The 19332-nt window shown below is 50.1% G+C and carries 17 protein-coding genes and 1 pseudogene; 6 read left to right on the top strand and 12 right to left on the bottom strand.

The annotated features are described in order from the left end of the window. Positions 1-8: 8 nt before the first annotated feature. On the top strand, positions 9-1313 hold the full coding sequence (locus FFT88_RS16940; protein WP_135403953.1) for a TRAP transporter large permease subunit: 1305 nt from the start codon (positions 9-11) through the stop codon (positions 1311-1313). 88 nt (positions 1314-1401) lie between these two features. Here the strand turns inward: FFT88_RS16940 and ftsP are convergent, their stop codons facing one another. The 6 genes and pseudogenes from ftsP to ygiW form a co-directional block, all read right to left on the bottom strand. Next, a complete protein-coding gene (gene ftsP / locus FFT88_RS16935; RefSeq protein WP_135403952.1) occupies positions 1402-2814 on the bottom strand; it encodes a cell division protein FtsP in 1413 nt (470 codons plus the stop codon). Positions 2815-2887: 73 nt separating this feature from the next. Continuing rightward, positions 2888-3625 (bottom strand): 1-acylglycerol-3-phosphate O-acyltransferase, encoded by a 738-nt coding sequence (plsC, locus tag FFT88_RS16930; protein ID WP_000965725.1) that lies wholly within the window; start codon positions 3623-3625, stop codon positions 2888-2890. Between the two features lie 234 nt (positions 3626-3859). Next, the gene (gene parC / locus FFT88_RS16925) at positions 3860-6109 is read right to left on the bottom strand and encodes a DNA topoisomerase IV subunit A (RefSeq protein WP_135403951.1); all 2250 of its coding nucleotides are present in this window, start codon (positions 6107-6109) and stop codon (positions 3860-3862) included. A gap of 137 nt (positions 6110-6246) precedes the next feature. Continuing rightward, positions 6247-7224: pseudogene (locus tag FFT88_RS16920) on the bottom strand (ABC transporter substrate-binding protein); the annotation flags it as partial. Positions 7225-7248: 24 nt separating this feature from the next. Continuing rightward, positions 7249-7731, bottom strand: a complete 483-nt coding sequence (locus FFT88_RS16915) for a GyrI-like domain-containing protein (protein WP_135403950.1) — start codon at positions 7729-7731, stop codon at positions 7249-7251. A 52-nt stretch (positions 7732-7783) separates the two neighbouring features. Next, positions 7784-8176: an OB fold stress tolerance protein YgiW gene (gene ygiW, locus FFT88_RS16910; RefSeq protein WP_096251400.1), complete on the bottom strand. Its 393-nt coding sequence runs from the start codon at positions 8174-8176 to the stop codon at positions 7784-7786. Between the two features lie 151 nt (positions 8177-8327). On the opposite strand from ygiW, the gene qseB reads away from it, so the two are divergent. Continuing rightward, entirely contained in the window at positions 8328-8987 is a 660-nt protein-coding gene (gene qseB / locus FFT88_RS16905; RefSeq protein ID WP_130223937.1) for a quorum sensing response regulator transcription factor QseB, read from the top strand. Then, entirely contained in the window at positions 8984-10333 is a 1350-nt protein-coding gene (qseC, locus tag FFT88_RS16900) for a quorum sensing histidine kinase QseC (protein ID WP_135403949.1), read from the top strand. Before qseB ends, qseC begins: the two co-directional genes overlap by 4 nt. 45 nt (positions 10334-10378) lie before the next feature. On the opposite strand, the gene FFT88_RS16895 is transcribed toward qseC, so the two are convergent. After that, positions 10379-10711: a DUF2645 family protein gene (locus tag FFT88_RS16895; protein WP_135403948.1), complete on the bottom strand. Its 333-nt coding sequence runs from the start codon at positions 10709-10711 to the stop codon at positions 10379-10381. A 357-nt stretch (positions 10712-11068) separates the two neighbouring features. On the opposite strand from FFT88_RS16895, the gene mdaB reads away from it, so the two are divergent. Both mdaB and FFT88_RS16880 read left to right on the top strand, forming a co-directional pair. Continuing rightward, positions 11069-11650, top strand: coding sequence for an NADPH:quinone oxidoreductase MdaB (mdaB, locus tag FFT88_RS16885; RefSeq protein WP_135403947.1), 582 nt, complete (start codon positions 11069-11071; stop codon positions 11648-11650). A gap of 30 nt (positions 11651-11680) precedes the next feature. After that, entirely contained in the window at positions 11681-11995 is a 315-nt protein-coding gene (locus FFT88_RS16880) for a putative quinol monooxygenase (RefSeq protein WP_000633737.1), read from the top strand. A 44-nt stretch (positions 11996-12039) separates the two neighbouring features. Here FFT88_RS16880 and FFT88_RS16875 read toward each other — a convergent pair whose 3' ends face one another. Genes FFT88_RS16875 through FFT88_RS16855 form a run of 5 tightly spaced genes read right to left on the bottom strand, consistent with a single transcriptional unit; the run spans position 12040 to position 16717 of the window. Next, on the bottom strand, positions 12040-12927 hold the full coding sequence (locus FFT88_RS16875) for a MurR/RpiR family transcriptional regulator (RefSeq protein ID WP_000614953.1): 888 nt from the start codon (positions 12925-12927) through the stop codon (positions 12040-12042). Continuing rightward, entirely contained in the window at positions 12924-13871 is a 948-nt protein-coding gene (locus FFT88_RS16870) for an iron-siderophore ABC transporter substrate-binding protein (protein ID WP_001305988.1), read from the bottom strand. The genes FFT88_RS16875 and FFT88_RS16870 overlap by 4 nt, the downstream gene beginning before the upstream one ends. A gap of 10 nt (positions 13872-13881) precedes the next feature. Next, the gene (locus FFT88_RS16865; protein WP_032144454.1) at positions 13882-14919 is read right to left on the bottom strand and encodes an iron ABC transporter permease; all 1038 of its coding nucleotides are present in this window, start codon (positions 14917-14919) and stop codon (positions 13882-13884) included. An 8-nt stretch (positions 14920-14927) separates the two neighbouring features. Next, complete coding sequence (locus tag FFT88_RS16860; protein ID WP_135403946.1) at positions 14928-15911, bottom strand: iron ABC transporter permease; 984 nt, start codon at positions 15909-15911, stop codon at positions 14928-14930. Next, positions 15908-16717, bottom strand: coding sequence for an ABC transporter ATP-binding protein (locus tag FFT88_RS16855; RefSeq protein ID WP_000940874.1), 810 nt, complete (start codon positions 16715-16717; stop codon positions 15908-15910). The genes FFT88_RS16860 and FFT88_RS16855 overlap by 4 nt, the downstream gene beginning before the upstream one ends. Positions 16718-17090: 373 nt before the next feature. On the opposite strand from FFT88_RS16855, the gene FFT88_RS16850 reads away from it, so the two are divergent. Next, positions 17091-19232: a TonB-dependent siderophore receptor gene (locus tag FFT88_RS16850; RefSeq protein ID WP_135403945.1), complete on the top strand. Its 2142-nt coding sequence runs from the start codon at positions 17091-17093 to the stop codon at positions 19230-19232. The last annotated feature ends 100 nt before the right edge of the window (positions 19233-19332 follow it).

The following is a 19332-nucleotide window of genomic DNA, read 5'->3' as shown; positions in this document are numbered from 1 at the left end:
AGGGATGTATGGACTTTGAATATATCTACCCCATCTTAATTTTATTTGGTAGTTTTGCCGTCATGCTGGCAATAGGTGTGCCAATTACTTTTGCCATTGGCCTTTCTTCACTGTTATCTATTATTACTGCCTTACCTCCAGATGCCGCCATTTCGGTTATTTCGCAAAAGATGACTGTAGGCCTGGATGGCTTTACGCTATTAGCCATTCCCTTCTTCGTATTAGCCGGAAACATTATGAATACCGGTGGCATCGCCCGACGATTGGTTAACCTGGCGCAAGCATTAGTTGGGCGTCTTCCCGGCTCACTGGCTCATTGTAATATCCTCGCGAATACACTGTTTGGTGCGATTTCAGGTTCAGCCGTTGCGTCAGCCGCCGCGGTAGGTGGCATTATGTCACCACTGCAGGAAAAAGAGGGCTATGATCCGGCGTTCTCTGCGGCGGTTAATATTGCCTCTGCACCTATTGGCCTGATGATCCCACCGAGCAATGTGTTGATTGTCTATTCACTCGCCAGCGGAGGGACTTCTGTTGCTGCGTTGTTCTTAGCCGGATACTTGCCAGGCATTCTCACCGCTGTTGCTTTAATGTTTGTGGCGGCACTTTATGCGCGACGTAACCATTATCCGGTGGCCGAACGCATCAATTTTCGTCAGTTTTTGCAGGTATTCCGCGAATCAATTCCCAGCCTGATGCTTATTTTTATCATTATTGGCGGTATTATCGCAGGGGTATTCACGCCCACAGAAGCGTCGGCAATAGCGGTAATTTATAGTTTAGCCCTGGCAATGATTTACCGGGAAATCACCATCAAGAAACTCAATGATATCCTGTTAGACTCCGTAGTAACCAGTTCAATTGTTCTGTTGCTGGTAGGCTGCTCTATGGGGATGTCATGGGCCATGACGAATGCTGATGTTCCTGAGTTGATCAACGAACTGATTACCAGTGTTTCGGATAACAAATGGGTCATTCTATTTATTATTAATATTATTCTGTTGATCGTCGGTACCTTTATGGATATCACGCCGGCGATCCTGATATTTACACCTATTTTCCTGCCGATCGCCCAACATCTGGGGATTGATCCCATTCACTTCGGCATAATTATGGTTTTCAACTTAACCATTGGCCTTTGCACACCACCTGTCGGCACCATTCTGTTTGTGGGGTGCAGCATTGGTAAGGTCAGTATCGACAGGGCAATAAAACCATTACTGCCGATGTTTCTGGCATTGTTTGTAGTAATGGCAATGATTTGTTATTTCCCGCAGCTTAGTCTGATGCTGCCAGGATTATTTTCAACCTGACAAACAGACGGGCCTGAATGATTCAGACCCGTCTGTTTACGTCTTTCCTCACCGTGACTGCATATCGCCAGGAGATTTAATTGGTCCATTACGGTATCGGATTGACCAACAGCTGCCCTATCGAGCCGCGATCGGCCATTTCCAGCGTCTGGCTATTAAAGTAGAACGGGAAGTGCGCCCAGGAAGGCTGACCGAAATAGACAAGCAGCTCCACTTGTCCGTCGACCCAAACGGTATCTTTCCAGCCTCTGTCTTCCGGGAACGGCATTGCGCCGTTAACGTTGCGGATCTGGAACATCACGCCTTCAATATGGAACGCTTGCGGTTCATCTGCTCGTACGGTCCAGCGCTCCCACGTTCCTTGCTGCGCGGTGACATCAATACGGTTGACGTCCCACAACTTCCCATTGATACCAGGATCGTCACCCAGGCTAATATCACGACTACGAATCGGTGAACCGGACATAATTTCAGTCGGCAACAGGCGCATCGGCAGGCTGTCAGTGACCAGCGGCAGTAGCCCAGTTGGGCGCAGCGTTAGCACCAGCGTAGAAACCAGAATGCTGGATGGCTCAAAGAAGCCACGAATACGATCAACAATACTCGCCGCTTCGCCACAGGTGATCGACACTTCATCACCGTTGCTCATATCCACCAGAATCTCACGACGCTCGCCCGGTGCCAGCGAAAGTTGCTTCACCGATACAGGAGCTGGCAGGAATCCCTGATCGCCTGAAATTACATGCAATGGACGTCCGTCACTCATCTGTAGTTGATAGCGACGAGAGTTCGACGCGTTCAGCAGTCGCAAGCGCACCCAACCACGCGAGACTTCAACGTACGGGCTTTGTACACCGTTAACCAGCAGCGTATCACCAACAAAGCCGCCGCTTCCCGGTTCGTTGTATTCTGGCGTACCAAAGTTATCCAGCCGTTTATCCTGGATAATGACCGGAAAATCATCCACACCATAATGGTTGGGAATAGGCAGCGACTTGCTGACTTCATCTTCCACCAGCCACATCCCGGCAAGGCCGTTATAGACCTGCTGAGCCGTGCGGTTGGGGGTATTGGCGTGATACCACAAGGTCGCGGCGTTCTGGCGAATAGGCAGTACGGGCGCCCAGTCAGCATTAGGCGACATCATCCGTGCCGGACCGCCCATCAGCGGGCCAGGTACCTGTAGCCCGGCCACCGTCATTGAGACATTTTCTGTCAGGCGGTTGCTGTAAATAAGCTTAACATCGTCGCCCTTCCAGACGCGGATAGTCGGCCCCAGGTAACGGCCATTGATTCCCCAGACCGACGCGCGCGTTCCTGGCGTAAATGACCAGTGCGCACGTTGTACAGTCATAAACAGCGGTTGCCCACGGCGAGATTCAAGCAGCGGCGGAACGGGTAGCGGTTGCTGTTGCCCGGCTGCGCTGGCCTTCAGGGGAACAGCGCCTGCACAAAGTGCAATCCCCGATGCCTGAATGAACTGACGCCGACTGAGTGACATATTTGCTCCATGTAAAACTGGCTAAAGTAATACCGTGCAGGAAAGTGTTCCCGCAAAAATACAGATTGCCGACTTAAACTTTTCCGGCGGCTTCGCGTTCTGCGACTTCTTTATCGAGCTCGGCGATTTTTTGTTCCATTATCGAACGACAATGGGCCGCCAGCTCGCGAACCTGATCTTTACCATATTGACTGACATCAATTGGCGGCAGCATTTCTACGATCACTAAACCATTATTCAGTCGGTTAAGATTAATCTTATTCGAAGTCGTGGAAACACACACGGGAATAATCGGCACACCTGCTGCAATTGCCGCGTGAAATGCTCCGGTCTTGAACGGTAGCAGGCCGCGACCACGACTGCGGGTACCTTCCGGGAACATCCAGATGGAAATACGGCGTTTTTTGAAGTGATTCACCACTTCCGCGATAGTGCCGTGTGCCTTAGTACGGTTGTTTCTGTCGATCAATAAGTTACCGGTTAACCAGTACAACTGCCCAAAGAAGGGGATCCACAGCAAACTCTTTTTACCTACAGTGACTGTCGGCGGCTGCACGATATTTGATGCCGTCACCATGTCATAGTTGTTCTGATGGTTAGCAATATAGATAGCATTACCGTAGCTTTCGGCATCAGCAGGTTTGCGACATTCGACCTTCAGGCCATACAGCGGCGCAAGACGACCAAACATATGCCCGAAGGTAGCCACATGCTTCGGATTACGCGGGCTGAAAAGGCAGTAAATGGAGCCGAATACACAGACTAAGATGCTGTAAATAACGGTAATAATAAGACGAAAGATATATAGCATAACACCCTCTGAAGATCTGAGAGACTGGCATTGTACGTCACCTGAAATCAGGTTAGGGCATTGTTAAAAGCCGCTCTCTGGAAAAACGTATTGTTAATCGCAACGCATGAATAAACAACGGTTTCAAGGGAATTTTTATTGTTTATACAGACTAAATGCGGCACCGGATGACGACTTCAACGTTTCATCCGGTTCACCTTTTTGACAGGAGAAGGTACGGCCCTCTCCTGCATTTTACTCTTCGCTGTCAGCGCGTCGCGGAGCGTCAATCTCGACGCGGTCGATACGCTGTAAACCACGCATCAAGGTGCCGCGACGGCCACGCTCACCGGCCACTTTCAGCAACTCTTCCGGGCGCAGTTTAATTTTGCGTTTCCCGACATGAATCGTCAGCGTACTTTGTGGGGGCAGGACATATAGATGTGCAAGACCATCCTCGCCACGAGCGGCTTCTGCCGACGGGATGTTAATGATCTTGTTGCCTTTACCCTTCGACAGTTGTGGGAGTTCACTGACCGGGAACATCAGCATACGTCCAGCCAGAGTAATCGCCAGCAACATATCGGAAGGATCCTGAATCACCACTGGCGGCATAACATGCGCGTTTTCTGGCAGAGTAATCAGTGCTTTACCTGCACGGTTACGCGCCACCAGATCGTTAAAGGTACAGACGAATCCGTAACCTGCATCGGAAGCCATCAACAGTTTCTGATCGTCGCTTTCCATTAGCATGTGATCAACGGTAGCACCTGGCGGCAACGTCAGTTTACCGGTGAGCGGTTCGCCCTGACCACGCGCTGAAGGCAGCGTAATGGGGTCGATGGCGTAGCTGCGTCCGGTAGAGTCTACAAACACCACAGGCTGGTTACTCTTGCCTTTCACCGCAGCTTTGAAACTATCACCTGCTTTGTAGTTCAGACCTGGGGCGTCGATATCATGACCTTTGGCACTACGCACCCAGCCCATCTGCGACAACACAATGGTAACCGGCTCAGACGGCAGCATGTCGTGCTCGCTCATCGCTTTCGCTTCTTCGCGTTCCTGCAGCGGCGAACGGCGATCGTCGCCATACGCTTGTGCGTCGGCCTGTAGCTCTTTCTTCAGCAGGTTATTCATTTTGCGCTCGGAAGCCAGAATGCCCTGCAACTGATCGCGCTCTTTTTCCAGCTCGTTCTGCTCACCGCGAATCTTCATCTCTTCCAGTTTGGCGAGGTGACGCAGTTTCAGTTCGAGAATCGCTTCCGCCTGAGTTTCCGTAATGCCGAAGCGCGACATCAGCGCCGGTTTCGGTTCATCTTCATTACGAATGATCTCAATCACTTCGTCGATGTTGAGAAACGCCACCAGCAAACCTTCGAGGATATGCAGGCGCTTGAGGACTTTCTCCAGACGATAGTTCAGACGGCGGCGTACGGTATCACGACGAAACACCAGCCATTCACAGAGGATTTCCCGCAGGTTTTTCACCGCCGGACGCCCATCCAGACCGATCATATTAAGGTTAATACGATAGCTCTTTTCCAGATCGGTGGTGGCGAAGAGGTGATTCATCACCTGCTCCATATCCACGCGGTTGGAACGCGGCACGATCACCAGACGGGTCGGGTTCTCGTGGTCAGATTCATCGCGCAGATCGTCAACCATCGGCAGCTTCTTGTTGCGCATTTGCGCAGCAATCTGCTCCAGCACGCGCGCGCCAGAAACCTGATGCGGTAGTGCGCTGATAACCACCGCGCCATCTTCTTTCTTCCACACCGCGCGCATACGCACAGAACCGCGACCGTTCTCGTAGATTTTGCGGATCTCGGCACGCGAGGTAATGATTTCCGCTTCGGTCGGGTAGTCCGGCCCCTGCACGATATCCAGTAACTGGTCGAGCGTGGTATTGGGCTGCTCAATTAAGGCGATTGCCGCCTGCGCGACTTCACGCAGGTTGTGCGGCGGAATATCCGTCGCCATGCCGACGGCAATGCCGGTGGTGCCGTTAAGTAAAATATTCGGCAAGCGGGCGGGGAGCATTTTCGGCTCTTGCAACGTGCCATCGAAGTTTGGCACCCAATCCGCCGTTCCTTGCCCCAGTTCACTTAATAAAAGCTCGGAATATTTCGACAGGCGGGATTCGGTGTAACGCATTGCTGCGAACGATTTCGGATCGTCCGGCGCCCCCCAGTTCCCCTGCCCGTCCACCAGCGGATAACGGTAAGAGAATGGCTGCGCCATCAGCACCATCGCTTCATAGCAGGCGCTGTCGCCATGCGGATGGTATTTACCCAGTACGTCACCGACAGTACGAGCCGACTTTTTAAATTTGGCGGTCGCATTCAGGCCCAGTTCTGACATCGCATACACAATGCGGCGTTGAACGGGTTTCAGACCATCACCAATAAACGGCAACGCACGGTCCATGATCACGTACATGGAGTAGTTTAAGTAGGCGTTCTCCGTAAACTCATGCAGCGCAAGGCGCTCTGCCATATCGCTCATTAATTCTGATTCCTCAACTTATTCGCCAGCCTTCAAAGGGGCAATATTGCTGGAGATACTACATTATCTGCCGCGTCGAGTCACAGGAGATCAGCGTCATTAGCGCCGCCGGACGTGCTCCGGCGGCGATAAAGGCATCAATGTGCCTTGATATACAACTCTTTGCTGTAGACATAATCCTGAGGATTATGCAGCGGGAAACCGCCAACGTAGGGTTTAAGCAGTTTGATCAGCGGTTGATAGTAGATGGGAATGAGCGGAGCCTGCTGGTTGATAATGGCCTCAGCCTGTTGATACAGCGCATTACGTTTCCCCGCATCGGTGGTTTGCGCCGCCTGATTCAATAACGCGTCATACTGCGTGTTTTTCCAGTGACCGACGTTCTCTTCACTATCGCTTTTAAGCGTGTTCAGGAAGGTGGAAGCATCATTATACGTCGCATCCCACGACTGCCGCGACAACATGAAATCACCGCTACGCCGGGCATCAAGATACGTTTTCCACTCCATCGTGCGCAGCGTCACCTGTGCGCCAAGCCATTTTTTCCATTCGGAAGACAAGGCTATCGCCGTTTTCTCATGCAGATCGTATTTGTTGTAGAACAGTTCAAAGCGTAGCGGGTGAGAGGCGTCGTATCCCGCCTGTTTCAGCAATGCTTTTGCCGTCGCCACGCGCTCACTCATTGGCTGTTGCAGTTCATCGAACGTCGGCGCGTTAAAGCCTTCAACTTCTGGCGGCGTCAACGTCGTTGCAGGGGTTCGCAGCCCAAGTACCTTTTGCGCGATTAACTGTCTGTCGACCGTCAAATATAACGCCCGCCGTACACGCACGTCGTCAAACGGCGTTTTCTGCATATTGAAGTTGTAATATTCGCTGTTCAGACGCGGGATAATCTGCAACTCGCCTGGCAACGATTTTTCGATAGCAGGAATTTGCTGCGCCGGAACCCAGGTCAGATCGACCTCTCCCGCGCGATAGCGGTTATAGCCAGTGACCGAATTATCCAGCGCCAGATACTCGACCTGCTGCAAAACGGTATGCTCTGCATCGCGGTACTTAGAATTTTTGCGAGCAGTAATCTTTTCGTTAACCACCCATTTATCAAGCACAAAGGCACATTTGGCTCACAAGATTCCCCATCACACCAACGGCACATAAACATCCGTTTTCAATTGCTGCTCTACCATTCCTTCGCCCAGGTTGGTGTAATGAAACAGAATTGGTGCTTTACGCATTTTCTCGCCGCTTTCAGGCAGCCACTGACGAATGATGCCCCATACCGTGCGCGAAATATCGTCCAGTTCGCCAACGTGACGAGCCACGGCATAACGTCCTCCATCAAGCTCACTATTACTCACGCCATAACGATTCTCCGGAATCGCTTCGCTAACGCTGCCGCAGATATCAAAGCGAAACGCTTCCGGCGCGGTGCTTGCAGGGTCGTCCCAGGCAACACCAAATGTCTGGCTTTGGTTAACAGGAGAAAGCCCCGTCTCTTTGCGCCACATGATAAATTTTGCCACGCTGTAGTTAAGCAACTCAGGGCTACAGCGATGTGGCAACATCGCCACAGGGATTGATGGGAAATCGATAATGTTTACATCCAGTGTCAGGTTTGTCATTTTGCCTCCCTGCGAAATTATTCCCGGGAACGCGTCCCGGGAGCGGTAACAATTACGGATTCACTTTACGAATCTGTTTAACGTCAATTTCAACAGAGTTCCAGTCTTTATCCACTTCGCCCTGAATCTCAACCGTATCTTTCGGCGTTACCGTTACACCGTTCCAGCGTTTGTGGTCGATATCTACATTGATGGTGCCGCTGGCATCTTTGAACAGATACAGATCGTCAGAGATGCGCTCAACGATATTGCCACGCAGAGTTACCCAGGTGTCGTCACGCAGAGATTTCGCGTTTTCTACGTTAGTTACGCTGCCGTTCGGCCCCTGGAATCCTCCGGTCTGACTTTGTGTTGCCGATGGGCCAGAAAAACCACCCTGCTCTGCTGCCATTACCGGTGCGCTGCACAGGGCCATTACTGCAATTGCTGCTGCGAATTTTTTCATGTTTGTTACTCCCTTTAATGTCTGTTTCCGAGCATTAAACAAGATAGTCCTTAACAACTTCTTAAGGAAAAAAAAGAAAATTTAGGGCTGTACAGAGCACGTTACAACACGGTTTACTTGCAACAAATACAGTTATCGCAGGGATGAAAAGATGCGAATTTTACTGATAGAAGATGACATGCTGATTGGCGATGGCATCAAAACAGGTCTGAGTAAGATGGGTTTTAGCGTCGACTGGTTTACGGAAGGTCGTCAGGGAAAAGAGGCGCTCTATAGCGCACCTTACGACGCGGTAATTCTGGATTTAACCTTACCGGGAATGGATGGCCGCGATATTTTACGCGAGTGGCGGAGTAAAGGTCAGCGTGAACCGGTACTGATTCTCACCGCTCGCGACGCTCTGGCCGAACGCGTGGAAGGTTTGCGCCTGGGAGCCGACGATTATCTATGCAAACCTTTTGCGTTGATAGAAGTCGCTGCCAGGCTGGAAGCTCTGATGCGCCGAACCAACGGCCAGGCCAGCAACGAGCTGCGCCACGGTAACGTCATGCTCGACCCCGGCAAACGTATCGCCACGCTGGCTGGCGAACCCTTAACGCTGAAACCAAAAGAATTTGCCCTGTTGGAATTACTGATGCGTAACGCTGGTCGGGTACTGCCACGCAAACTGATTGAAGAAAAACTGTATACCTGGGACGAAGAGGTCACCAGCAATGCCGTTGAAGTGCATGTGCATCATCTGCGGCGCAAACTTGGCAGTGACTTTATTCGTACCGTTCACGGTATAGGCTACACATTAGGTGAGAAATGAAATTTACCCAACGTCTTAGTCTGCGAGTCAGGCTGACGCTAATCTTTTTAATTCTGGCCTCGGTGACCTGGCTGCTTTCCAGCTTTGTCGCCTGGAAGCAAACAACGGATAACGTCGATGAACTGTTCGACACCCAACTGATGCTGTTTGCCAAACGGTTAAGTACGCTCGATCTCAACGAGATTAACGCTGCGGATCGCATGGCACGGACACCAAATAAATTAAAACATGGTCATGTGGATGACGATGCGTTGACCTTTGCCATCTTTACCCACGACGGCAAAATGGTGCTCAATGATGGCGATAACGGAAAAGACATTCCCTACAGCTATCAACGTGAAGGATTTACTAACGGTCAACTGGTAGATGAAGATGATCCCTGGCGTTTTGTCTGGATGACGTCGTCTGATGGTAAATACCGCATCGTTGTAGGTCAGGAATGGGAATACCGTGAAGACATGGCGCTGGCGATTGTCATCGGACAACTGATCCCGTGGCTTATCGCCCTGCCCATTATGTTAATCATCATGATGGTACTACTGGGGCGTGAACTCGCACCGCTGAACAAACTGGCGCTGGCGCTACGTATGCGTGACCCTGACTCGGAAAAACCACTCAATACTACTGGCGTACCCAGCGAAGTAAGTCCACTGGTCGAGTCGTTGAATCAACTGTTCGCCCGCACACATGCGATGATGGTCCGTGAGCGCCGCTTTACCTCTGATGCAGCTCACGAACTGCGTAGCCCGTTAACAGCACTGAAAGTACAAACCGAAGTCGCACAGCTTTCCGATGATGATCCACAGGCACGGAAAAAAGCACTAATGCAATTACATTCGGGGATCGATCGCGCTACCCGCCTGGTTGATCAGTTGCTCACCCTGTCGCGGCTCGACTCACTGGATAACCTTCAGGACGTCGCGGAGATCCCGCTTGAAGACCTCCTGCAATCGTCGGTGATGGATATTTACCATACAGCGCAGCAGGCGAAAATTGACGTGCGGCTGACGCTCAATGCCCACGGCATCAAACGCACCGGACAACCGCTATTACTAAGTCTACTGGTACGAAATCTGCTGGATAACGCAGTACGTTACAGTCCACAGGGCAGCGTGGTGGACGTCACTCTAAATGCAGATAATTTCACCGTAAGAGACAACGGCCCCGGTGTGACACCAGAGGCACTGGCGCGAATTGGTGAACGTTTCTACCGCCCACCCGGACAAACCGCTACCGGCAGCGGGCTTGGGCTATCGATTGTCCAGCGAATCGCCAAATTGCATGGCATGAATGTTGTGTTTGGGAATGCGGAACAAGGTGGATTTGAGGCGAAGGTGAGCTGGTAACGCCTATGTCTATGAGAGCCGTTAAAACGACTCTCATAGATTTTATTAATAGCAAAATATAAGTCGTCCCCAAAAAAGCCACCAACCACAAACCAGACAAATAACGAGAGAGATTACATATAACCAAAACTCGAACATTTCCCGCACAAAGAGTTTTCTTAAGATGATAATAATAAATGGCGTCAGAAGAAAAAACGCGGCTATCACTGCTTGTAATATACGTTCTTCGCCTGATACGGAAGGTATATTGCAAATATTGTCTCCCGATTCAAGCATCCAGTCATATTTATTGAATGCAAAAAATGTATCTGCTAACCAATAAACAAGCATTATATATAACAGAGCTTCAAATATTGTTTTAATTTTCTGTTTTAACATAAGTTAGTACTCTCTAAAAAAGTCCAGTCTGCGCTCTGATTTCCGATGCCCTCCCGTAAATCTATTTAGAATTATCTACGCCACACGCTGATATTTTCATTTTTACTTATCCAATACCATAATTATCAACTCGCAGAAAATCCGAACCAACGTTGTAAATTAATCCTGTGCTAGTGGGAATTATGAGAAATTGCTATCAGTATTGTCATTTTCAGAAAATATTTATCCTGCATCGGTGAGTCAGAGCAAGAACAGATTTTTGCTAAATTCGCAAAAGACTTTGCACATTTTGCTAATTTCACCATACCGCTCTGTGACGTACTATAGTCGGCAAACGTCTCACCTTGAGGATAAAAAATGAGCAACATCCTGATTATCAACGGCGCGAAAAAATTCGCCCACTCCAATGGTCAACTGAACGACACCCTGACCGAAGTCGCGGATGGCACGCTGCGCGACCTCGGGCATGATGTCCGCATCGTTCGCGCCGAGAGCGACTACGATGTCAAAGCCGAAGTACAAAACTTTCTCTGGGCTAATGTGGTGATCTGGCAGATGCCAGGTTGGTGGATGGGCGCACCGTGGACGGTGAAGAAATATATCGATGATGTGTTCACCGAAGGTCACGGCACGCTGTATGCCAGCGATGGTCGTACCCGCAAAGATCCGTCAAAAAAATACGGTTCTGGCGGCCTGGTACAGGGCAAAAAATATATGCTTTCCCTGACCTGGAACGCACCAATGGAAGCCTTCACCGAAAAAGACCAATTCTTCCACGGCGTTGGCGTTGACGGCGTGTATCTGCCGTTCCATAAAGCAAACCAATTCCTGGGTATGGAACCGCTGCCGACATTTATCGCTAATGATGTGATAAAAATGCCTGATGTTCCCCGCTATACTGAAGAATATCGCAAGCATCTTGTAGAGATTTTTGGTTAACTAGGGCTCTGGCTTTAGAAGGAGTTAACCATGATTACAGTAATCGCAGAAATCCGTACTCGTCCTGGTCAACATCACCGTCAGGCGGTATTGGATCAGTTTGCTAAAATCGTTCCAACCGTACTGAAGGAAGAAGGTTGCCACGGCTATGCGCCGATGGTGGATTGCGCTGCTGGCGTGAGTTTCCAGTCTATGGCGCCGGACTCTATCGTGATGATTGAGCAGTGGGAAAGCATCGCGCATCTTGAAGCGCACTTGCAGACCCCGCACATGAAAGCGTACAGCGAAGCCGTAAAAGGCGACGTGCTGGAGATGAATATCCGCATCCTGCAACCGGGGATTTAACATTCCTGAAAAGAGGCCGGTTTTGCTACCGGCCTCAGGTCAGATTAGCCATTCTTTCTTCCCGTTTTCAACCCCCGATGGAAATCGTTAATTCGCTTAATGGTTTTAACCGCACGCTGCGGCATCGCGGAAGCCACCGACCAGACAATCATTTCCAGGCACAACAATACCGTACCATGTAGCGGCGTTTTCCCCTTTTCATCCCCGCGCGGAACATGAATCACGATACTGGCGTCTTTGCTAAAACGTGAATCCAGCGCGTTTGTCAGCAAAATAACAGGGATCCCCAGCCGTCTCGCTTCACGCAGCGTTGTCAGTCCTTCCCGGTGCGCAGATTTTTGCGCCATCATGATCAGAACATCGCCACGTTGAAGCGCGATCAGTTGCTCGGCAAGGCCAATACCCGTACGGTTTAGCGCCGTGGCTGGCAAGCCTATGCGGTTGAATAGTCGTGCGGTATAGTCCGCCAGAATACCCGAAGCGCCAATGCCAAAAATTGCGACTTGCCGTGCCTGCACCAACAACGCTACCGCTTGCGCAAGCGCGTGGCGGTTTTCAGGCTCTGACAGGACATTACAGGTATACAAATGCCCTTCAAGAACAAAGTCGATTGCGGTGTTAACATCGCTCGTCAAGTTACTCACCGTCGTAGACATCTTTTCGCTGGAACTAAGGGCTGGACCAAGCCACTGTTCCAGAGTGCGTTTCAGATCTCGCAGCCCGGCAAACCCCAGGGCCTGTATAGCCCTGATAACTGTGGCATCGGAAGTGTTCAACGTGGCCGCAATTTCCATCGCCGTTTGCTCGAGTACCACTTCACGATGCTCATTAATGTAGCTGGCGACAGCTCTTAACCCAGGCGTTAACTGACTCGCACGAGTGCGAAAACGCTCACCATAAATATCAACCCGCGTTTTGTCTTTCTGGATCATTTAGCCTCCGGTAGAGGTCGTCCCGCAATTTGTGATTGTATCTGCGCAGCCATTAGCCCCAGAGATGCAAAGGAGTTAGAAATCGCCTCTTCACGAGAAATCAGCACATAGCGCCCGGAACGACAGGCCGTCAGAAACTGACACCATCCCGGCATGACTTTTTCCATTGCTGCCAGCTCATCCTGAGGTTTACCACCGGTGTCACCGCGCCAGGTTGCAAAAACAAAATCGGCATCCAGTTCAGGTAAACGCTCCGCGCTCACATCCATTCGTCCACCTTCAGGAATGCTCTCAATCAGCGGCGGAAAGCGAAAACCAGCATCGCGTAATACCCGCCCCAGCGAATGATAGCTATGCATCACATTAATTTTTCCCTGATTTGCCTGAATCACCGATACCGTTATTTTTTGGCTGTCCAGCGTCGCCTTCAGCGCATTGATTTGTGCCTGATAGCGGCGTTCAAGTATCGCCAGCTGCGACTGCGTTCCTGTAAGTTCTGCCAGCTTGCGGTAGATTTCTGGCGCGCCCCCTTTGAGATGATCAATGCTCACCGTGGGCGCAATTTTTTCCAGTTGTTCAATGGGCGTATTACGGGTCGGTTCTGTGATGATCAGGTCAGGCTTTGCCGCCACAATCGCTTCAATATCAATATCAGCGGTGCCAATAAAAGCGATCGATGAATTATCAAAGTCGACACCTGTCAATAACGCGCCAGATCGAATGAAATGGCTACCGTCAGGCCGGGTTCGCCCGTGGCTGGCGACAGGTGGTACACCGAGCTCAATCAGAGGAATAGTGATATCAAGATCGTGTAAAGAGACAATTCTCTTTGGATGAGCAGGAACAGTGACTTTGCGCCCTAAATCATCAGTAAAGACCTGAACAGGTTCTGTCGCGCGGGCAAAGAATGACAACAGTATCAGCAGAGAAAAAAATAAACGCATATAACTCCCGTTAAAAACTGTTCCTGCGCTGCCAGAGCAGTAACAAAAAGAATGGTCCACCAATCAATGAAATAATGATTCCGGCAGGCAGTTGCAAAGGCAAAAAAGCCAAACGACCAATGCTATCCGCCAGGATAACTAACAACGCCCCCGATACGGCGCTCCCCAGCAGTAATGTCGTCTGCCCGCCACGTAGAATAAAACGTGATATATGGGGTGCTATCAATCCGACAAAACCGATGTTACCAACACACGAAACGCAGACGGCTGTCAGGATTATTGGTGCGGCGACACGTAACAACGCCAGACGAGAACTATTCACCCCTAACCCGGTTGCAACCTGATGACCAAGCAGAGCGATATCCGCCGTCCGGGCGGTGAACAGCAATAAAAGAGCGGCTGGCAACATCCAACAGGCTGAAATACCGACTAACATCCAGTTAGCTGCATGCAGGCTTCCCGATAGCCACATCAATGCAGTTTGTACATCTCGAACATCTGCAGTGGTCATAAATACACCGATACCGGCGGCGAAAAACCAGGAAACACCAATGCCAATCAGAACAAATCGCGGACGGGAAATATCGCGCGCGCAAAAAATCACGATTAAAGCCACCAACAAGCCACCAGCAAGACCAGCCACTGGACGCCAGAACATTCCCAGCATTGGAAACTGGAAAATCAGCCACAGCACCGCCACGCTACATCCTTCTTTGACGCCGATTAAACCGGGATCGGCAAGGCCGTTACGCGCAATGGATTGCATCGCGGCCCCCGCCATACCTAACATAGCTCCGCATAGCAATGCCATGATGACTCTCGGCAAGCGAATATCCTGCACAATGTAACGTGCGTCTGTGCTTACGTTTTCTGGAGAGAACAATGCTCGTCCTACTTCCGATGCCGGGACGGAGAAAGAGCCATGCATCAGACCGAATATCAGTATTCCAACCGCAAACAGAAACAGCCCACCAAGCAACACCAGATTTTTAGGGCGTACCAGTGTCGAAAACTTACCAACACGTAGTGGGCGTAGCCCGACGTTCATTATCCGACTCATTTGAACATCCTCGTCGCCATAATGACAAAAACAGGCGCACCAACTAACGCCGTCATGACACCGGTCGCTAACTCATGGGGCGTGAAAAGCGTCCGGGCAATAATATCTGCCAGTAATAGCAGTAAGGCACCGACACAGGCTGAAAGAGGGAGCAGAACGCGCAGATCCGCTGATACCAGACGCCGGACAATCTGCGGTACCAACAGGCCGACAAAACCAATGGGGCCAGCAATCGATACGGCTGCGCCACAGAGCAACGCGATCGCAAGCAGGGTGAATGTTCGCGTGCGCAGTACCGAGACGCCCAGCCCCTGCGCCATGCGATCGCCCAGTGCCAACATGTTAAGAGAGGGCGCAAGGTAAAGGGCTAACACAAATCCCCCCAGAGAAAACCAGCCGGACGTACCCAGCGTCGCCCAATCCTGCCCTGCTAAATCACCTGCTAGCCATGTCCGCATCGCCAGCAGCGTTTGTTCGTCAAGAATCAGGATTGCAGCCGTTATTGAGGACACGAACGCCGATAGCGCCACGCCGCATAAAGTAACTTTCATTGGCGTTAACCCTGAACGCCCTGCGGAGGAAAGCAGCAATATCAACAGGAACAATAACGCGCCCCCCGTAGATGCCAGCAGTGGGCGTCCAACCGGAAAGGCCAGTCCAAGCGCACTGGCGGCAACGACAGCAAGAGCGGCTCCGGCATTTAAGCCTAAAATATGTGGCTCCCCCAATGGGTTACGAATGACAGCCTGCAACAAAGCACCGGCAACACCAAGAGAAGCACCGGTAAGCAATGCTGCCGCTAAACGCGGCAAACGGAGTCTTACAATTACGTTGTGATCGAAGTTTTGCGGATCAAAATGAAGAAATGCCTGCAACACCGTTTGTGGTGCAATAAATCGGGCACCAATCCCTGGATATACCACGCATCCCACCAGCAGTAAGGCGAGGAAAATTACAGTAACCAGCCCTGTGCGCATCATACTTTTTCTACACCACGAAACGGCATGAAGAACGGCTTTCCCGTCAGAGGATTTATTGATGCGTGAACATCAACGTCAAAGACAGCTTTTACCAGCTCAGGTGTGCAATGCTCCCCCTCATTCAACACACGCACCACTTTCCCCTGGCGTAAAAATATCAACGTATCGCCATAATTGACGGCAAAATTCAGATCATGCAACACCACGACGACTGTACGCCCGTGATGACGCGTTAAGTCATGTAATAACTCAAGAATTTCAACCTGATAACGTAAATCAAGCCAGGTTGTGGGTTCATCCAGCAGGATATAAGGCGTCTTTTGCGCCAACACCATCGCAATCCAGCAACGCTGGCGCTGCCCACCAGAGAGTTTTTCAACCGGTAAATGTGCAAACTCCTGCGTACCGGTTAATTTCAGGGCCTCTTCTACCGCCTGCTCGTCGGCGTCGCTCCATTGACGTATGAAATTCTGCCAGGGAAAACGCCCACGCGACACCAGTTCATAAACGGTTAAGCCCTCCGGCAATAATGGCGACTGCGGCAAGATCCCAAGTCTACGGGATAACGCTTTCGTTGGTTGCTCGTGAATCGCTTTACCATCCAGCAATATTGAGCCGCCCATAGGTTGCAAGATACGTGCAATGGTGCTGAGCAACGTCGACTTTCCACAGCCGTTTGCCCCAACCAGAACGGTCATTTTTTCTGTGGGAACGGAGAAAGAAACACCATCAACAATGATTTTCTTGTGATACCCGGCAGAAACATTGTCGAGGATCAGCCCCTGCCCTTTTGCGTTATGTGCCACGTGTACGCCAACTTAATCAAAGACAAACAAAAATAAAACTCATTCTCTTTTGAGAGTTTGACGCCACATAATGTAGTAGTCAAGAAGTTAAAAGCCATACAAAAACAAGGTAAATAACAGGTGAAATATTTTTAAAGATAAAAATAAAACCATTAAATATTAATAAATTACCATCAATTGAATTGCATTAACCTCTCATAAAAACACATGTAGCAATTTTTTGTTATTTCTCATTTACTACTACATTACCGCATGATTGAATGATTCTCAATTACATATCCGATGGCGAAATAACAAACGGATAGTGCTTAGTGAGCAACAAGAAACAATTTTCACTCACGACAATCCGTGAGTTTTTGGGATAACAGACTAAATGGCTAAGTTCACACCTTCATTTTCAGGAATCAAAGGTCGGGCGCTCTTTTCACTGCTCTTTGCAGCACCGATGATTCATGCAACCGACACTGCAACGACCAAAGATGGCGAAACAATCACTGTTACAGCGGATGCAAATACCGCAACTGAGGCGACCGATGGTTATCAACCTCTGAGCACCTCCACGGCGACATTAACCGATATGCCGATGCTGGATATCCCGCAGGTGGTCAATACGGTTAGCGATCAGGTTCTGGAAAATCAGAATGCGACGACGCTGGATGAGGCGCTTTATAACGTCAGTAACGTGGTACAGACCAATACATTAGGCGGAACTCAGGACGCCTTTGTACGTCGTGGGTTTGGTGCTAACCGGGATGGCTCCATCATGACCAACGGTCTGCGAACCGTACTTCCTCGCAGCTTCAACGCTGCAACAGAACGTGTGGAAGTGCTAAAAGGTCCGGCCTCCACGCTGTATGGCATTCTTGATCCTGGCGGACTGATTAACGTCGTGACAAAGCGCCCGGAAAAAACATTCCATGGTACTGTCTCAGCCACGTCCTCCAGTTTTGGCGGAGGCACTGGGCAACTGGATATCACAGGTCCCATTGAAGGCACTCAGCTGGCATACCGCCTGACGGGGGAAGTGCAGGATGAAGATTACTGGCGGAATTTCGGTAAAGAGCGCAGCACATTTATTGCCCCATCACTCACCTGGTTTGGTGATAATGCAACAGTAACCATGCTCTATTCACATCGGGATTATAAAACGCCGTTCGATCGTGGAACGATTTTCGACCTTACGACGAAACAGCCCGTAAACGTTGATCGAAAAATACGTTTCGACGAACCGTTTAATATTACAGATGGTCAGTCCGATCTGGCGCAACTCAACGCAGAATATCATCTCAATAGCCAGTGGACAGCGCGCTTTGATTACAGCTACAGCCAGGATAAATACAGCGATAATCAGGCTCGTGTTACCGCGTATGATGCAACGACAGGAACGCTGACACGGCGTGTTGATGCAACTCAGGGATCTACACAGCGTATGCATTCTACTCGTGCGGATCTGCAAGGGAATGTTGATATTGCTGGGTTCTATAATGAGATTCTGGGTGGGGTGTCATATGAATATTATGATCTTCTGCGCACAGATATGATTCGCTGTAAAAACGCTAAAGATTTCAATATCTACAACCCTGTTTACGGCAATACCAGCAAATGCACAACTGTCTCGGCGTCGGACAGTGATCAGACGATCAAACAGGAGAGCTACTCAGCTTATGCACAGGACGCACTCTATCTGACCGATAACTGGATTGCCGTCGCCGGGATCCGCTATCAGTATTACACGCAATATGCGGGTAAAGGCCGTCCTTTTAATGTCAATACTGACAGCCGCGATGAACAATGGACGCCCAAACTGGGGTTAGTCTACAAACTGACGCCATCGGTATCCTTATTTGCTAATTATTCGCAAACATTTATGCCGCAATCGTCAATTGCCAGCTACATCGGCGATCTTCCACCGGAATCATCTAATGCTTACGAAGTCGGGGCAAAATTCGAGCTGTTCGATGGTATAACCGCAGATATTGCGCTGTTTGATATCCATAAACGTAACGTGTTGTATACCGAAAGTATTGGTGATGAAACCATCGCCAAAACGGCAGGCCGCGTTCGTTCAAGAGGGGTAGAAGTCGACCTTGCGGGAGCATTAACTGAAAACATTAATATCATTGCCAGCTACGGCTATACCGATGCTAAGGTTCTGGAAGATCCTGATTATGCAGGAAAACCATTGCCGAATGTTCCTCGTCATACCGGTTCGCTATTCCTGACCTATGATATTCATAACATGCCAGGCAATAACACACTGACGTTTGGCGGTGGCGGACATGGCGTAAGCCGTCGTTCGGCAACCAATGGGGCTGACTATTATCTGCCAGGCTATTTTGTTGCCGATGCCTTCGCCGCATACAAAATGAAATTGCAGTATCCGGTCACACTGCAATTAAACGTCAAAAACCTGTTTGATAAAACGTATTACACCTCTTCCATCGCCACAAATAATCTGGGGAATCAGATTGGCGATCCGCGTGAAGTGCAATTCACGGTGAAAATGGAATTTTGATCAAAAAAGCCCGGTATGTTTACCGGGCTGAGACTGATGACAAACTCCAAATTGCCTGATGCGCTACGCCCATCAGATCTACCATAGAAATTCAATATAT

The sequence above is a fragment of the Escherichia sp. E4930 genome (assembly GCF_005845405.1).
In the GTDB taxonomy this organism is placed as follows: domain Bacteria; phylum Pseudomonadota; class Gammaproteobacteria; order Enterobacterales; family Enterobacteriaceae; genus Escherichia.
The sequence above is the reverse complement of the archived record's forward strand: the minus strand, read 5'-3'. Positions and strand labels throughout refer to the sequence as shown.

Bases quoted from the DNA above. Each gene is read 5' to 3' on its own strand.
- FFT88_RS16915 (WP_135403950.1), bottom strand. From the start codon at position 7,731: ATGACAAACCTGACACTGGATGTAAACATTATCGATTTCCCATCAATC.
- FFT88_RS16870 (WP_001305988.1), bottom strand. From the start codon at position 13,871: ATGCGTTTATTTTTTTCTCTGCTGATACTGTTGTCATTCTTTGCCCGC.
- mdaB (WP_135403947.1), top strand. From the start codon at position 11,069: ATGAGCAACATCCTGATTATCAACGGCGCGAAAAAATTCGCCCACTCC.
- ygiW (WP_096251400.1), bottom strand. From the start codon at position 8,176: ATGAAAAAATTCGCAGCAGCAATTGCAGTAATGGCCCTGTGCAGCGCA.
- parC (WP_135403951.1), bottom strand. From the start codon at position 6,109: ATGAGCGATATGGCAGAGCGCCTTGCGCTGCATGAGTTTACGGAGAAC.
- FFT88_RS16875 (WP_000614953.1), bottom strand. From the start codon at position 12,927: ATGATCCAGAAAGACAAAACGCGGGTTGATATTTATGGTGAGCGTTTT.
- plsC (WP_000965725.1), bottom strand. From the start codon at position 3,625: ATGCTATATATCTTTCGTCTTATTATTACCGTTATTTACAGCATCTTA.
- FFT88_RS16865 (WP_032144454.1), bottom strand. From the start codon at position 14,919: ATGAACGTCGGGCTACGCCCACTACGTGTTGGTAAGTTTTCGACACTG.
- FFT88_RS16850 (WP_135403945.1), top strand. From the start codon at position 17,091: ATGGCTAAGTTCACACCTTCATTTTCAGGAATCAAAGGTCGGGCGCTC.
- ftsP (WP_135403952.1), bottom strand. From the start codon at position 2,814: ATGTCACTCAGTCGGCGTCAGTTCATTCAGGCATCGGGGATTGCACTT.
- FFT88_RS16880 (WP_000633737.1), top strand. From the start codon at position 11,681: ATGATTACAGTAATCGCAGAAATCCGTACTCGTCCTGGTCAACATCAC.
- qseC (WP_135403949.1), top strand. From the start codon at position 8,984: ATGAAATTTACCCAACGTCTTAGTCTGCGAGTCAGGCTGACGCTAATC.
- qseB (WP_130223937.1), top strand. From the start codon at position 8,328: ATGCGAATTTTACTGATAGAAGATGACATGCTGATTGGCGATGGCATC.
- FFT88_RS16895 (WP_135403948.1), bottom strand. From the start codon at position 10,711: ATGTTAAAACAGAAAATTAAAACAATATTTGAAGCTCTGTTATATATA.
- FFT88_RS16940 (WP_135403953.1), top strand. From the start codon at position 9: ATGGACTTTGAATATATCTACCCCATCTTAATTTTATTTGGTAGTTTT.
- FFT88_RS16860 (WP_135403946.1), bottom strand. From the start codon at position 15,911: ATGATGCGCACAGGGCTGGTTACTGTAATTTTCCTCGCCTTACTGCTG.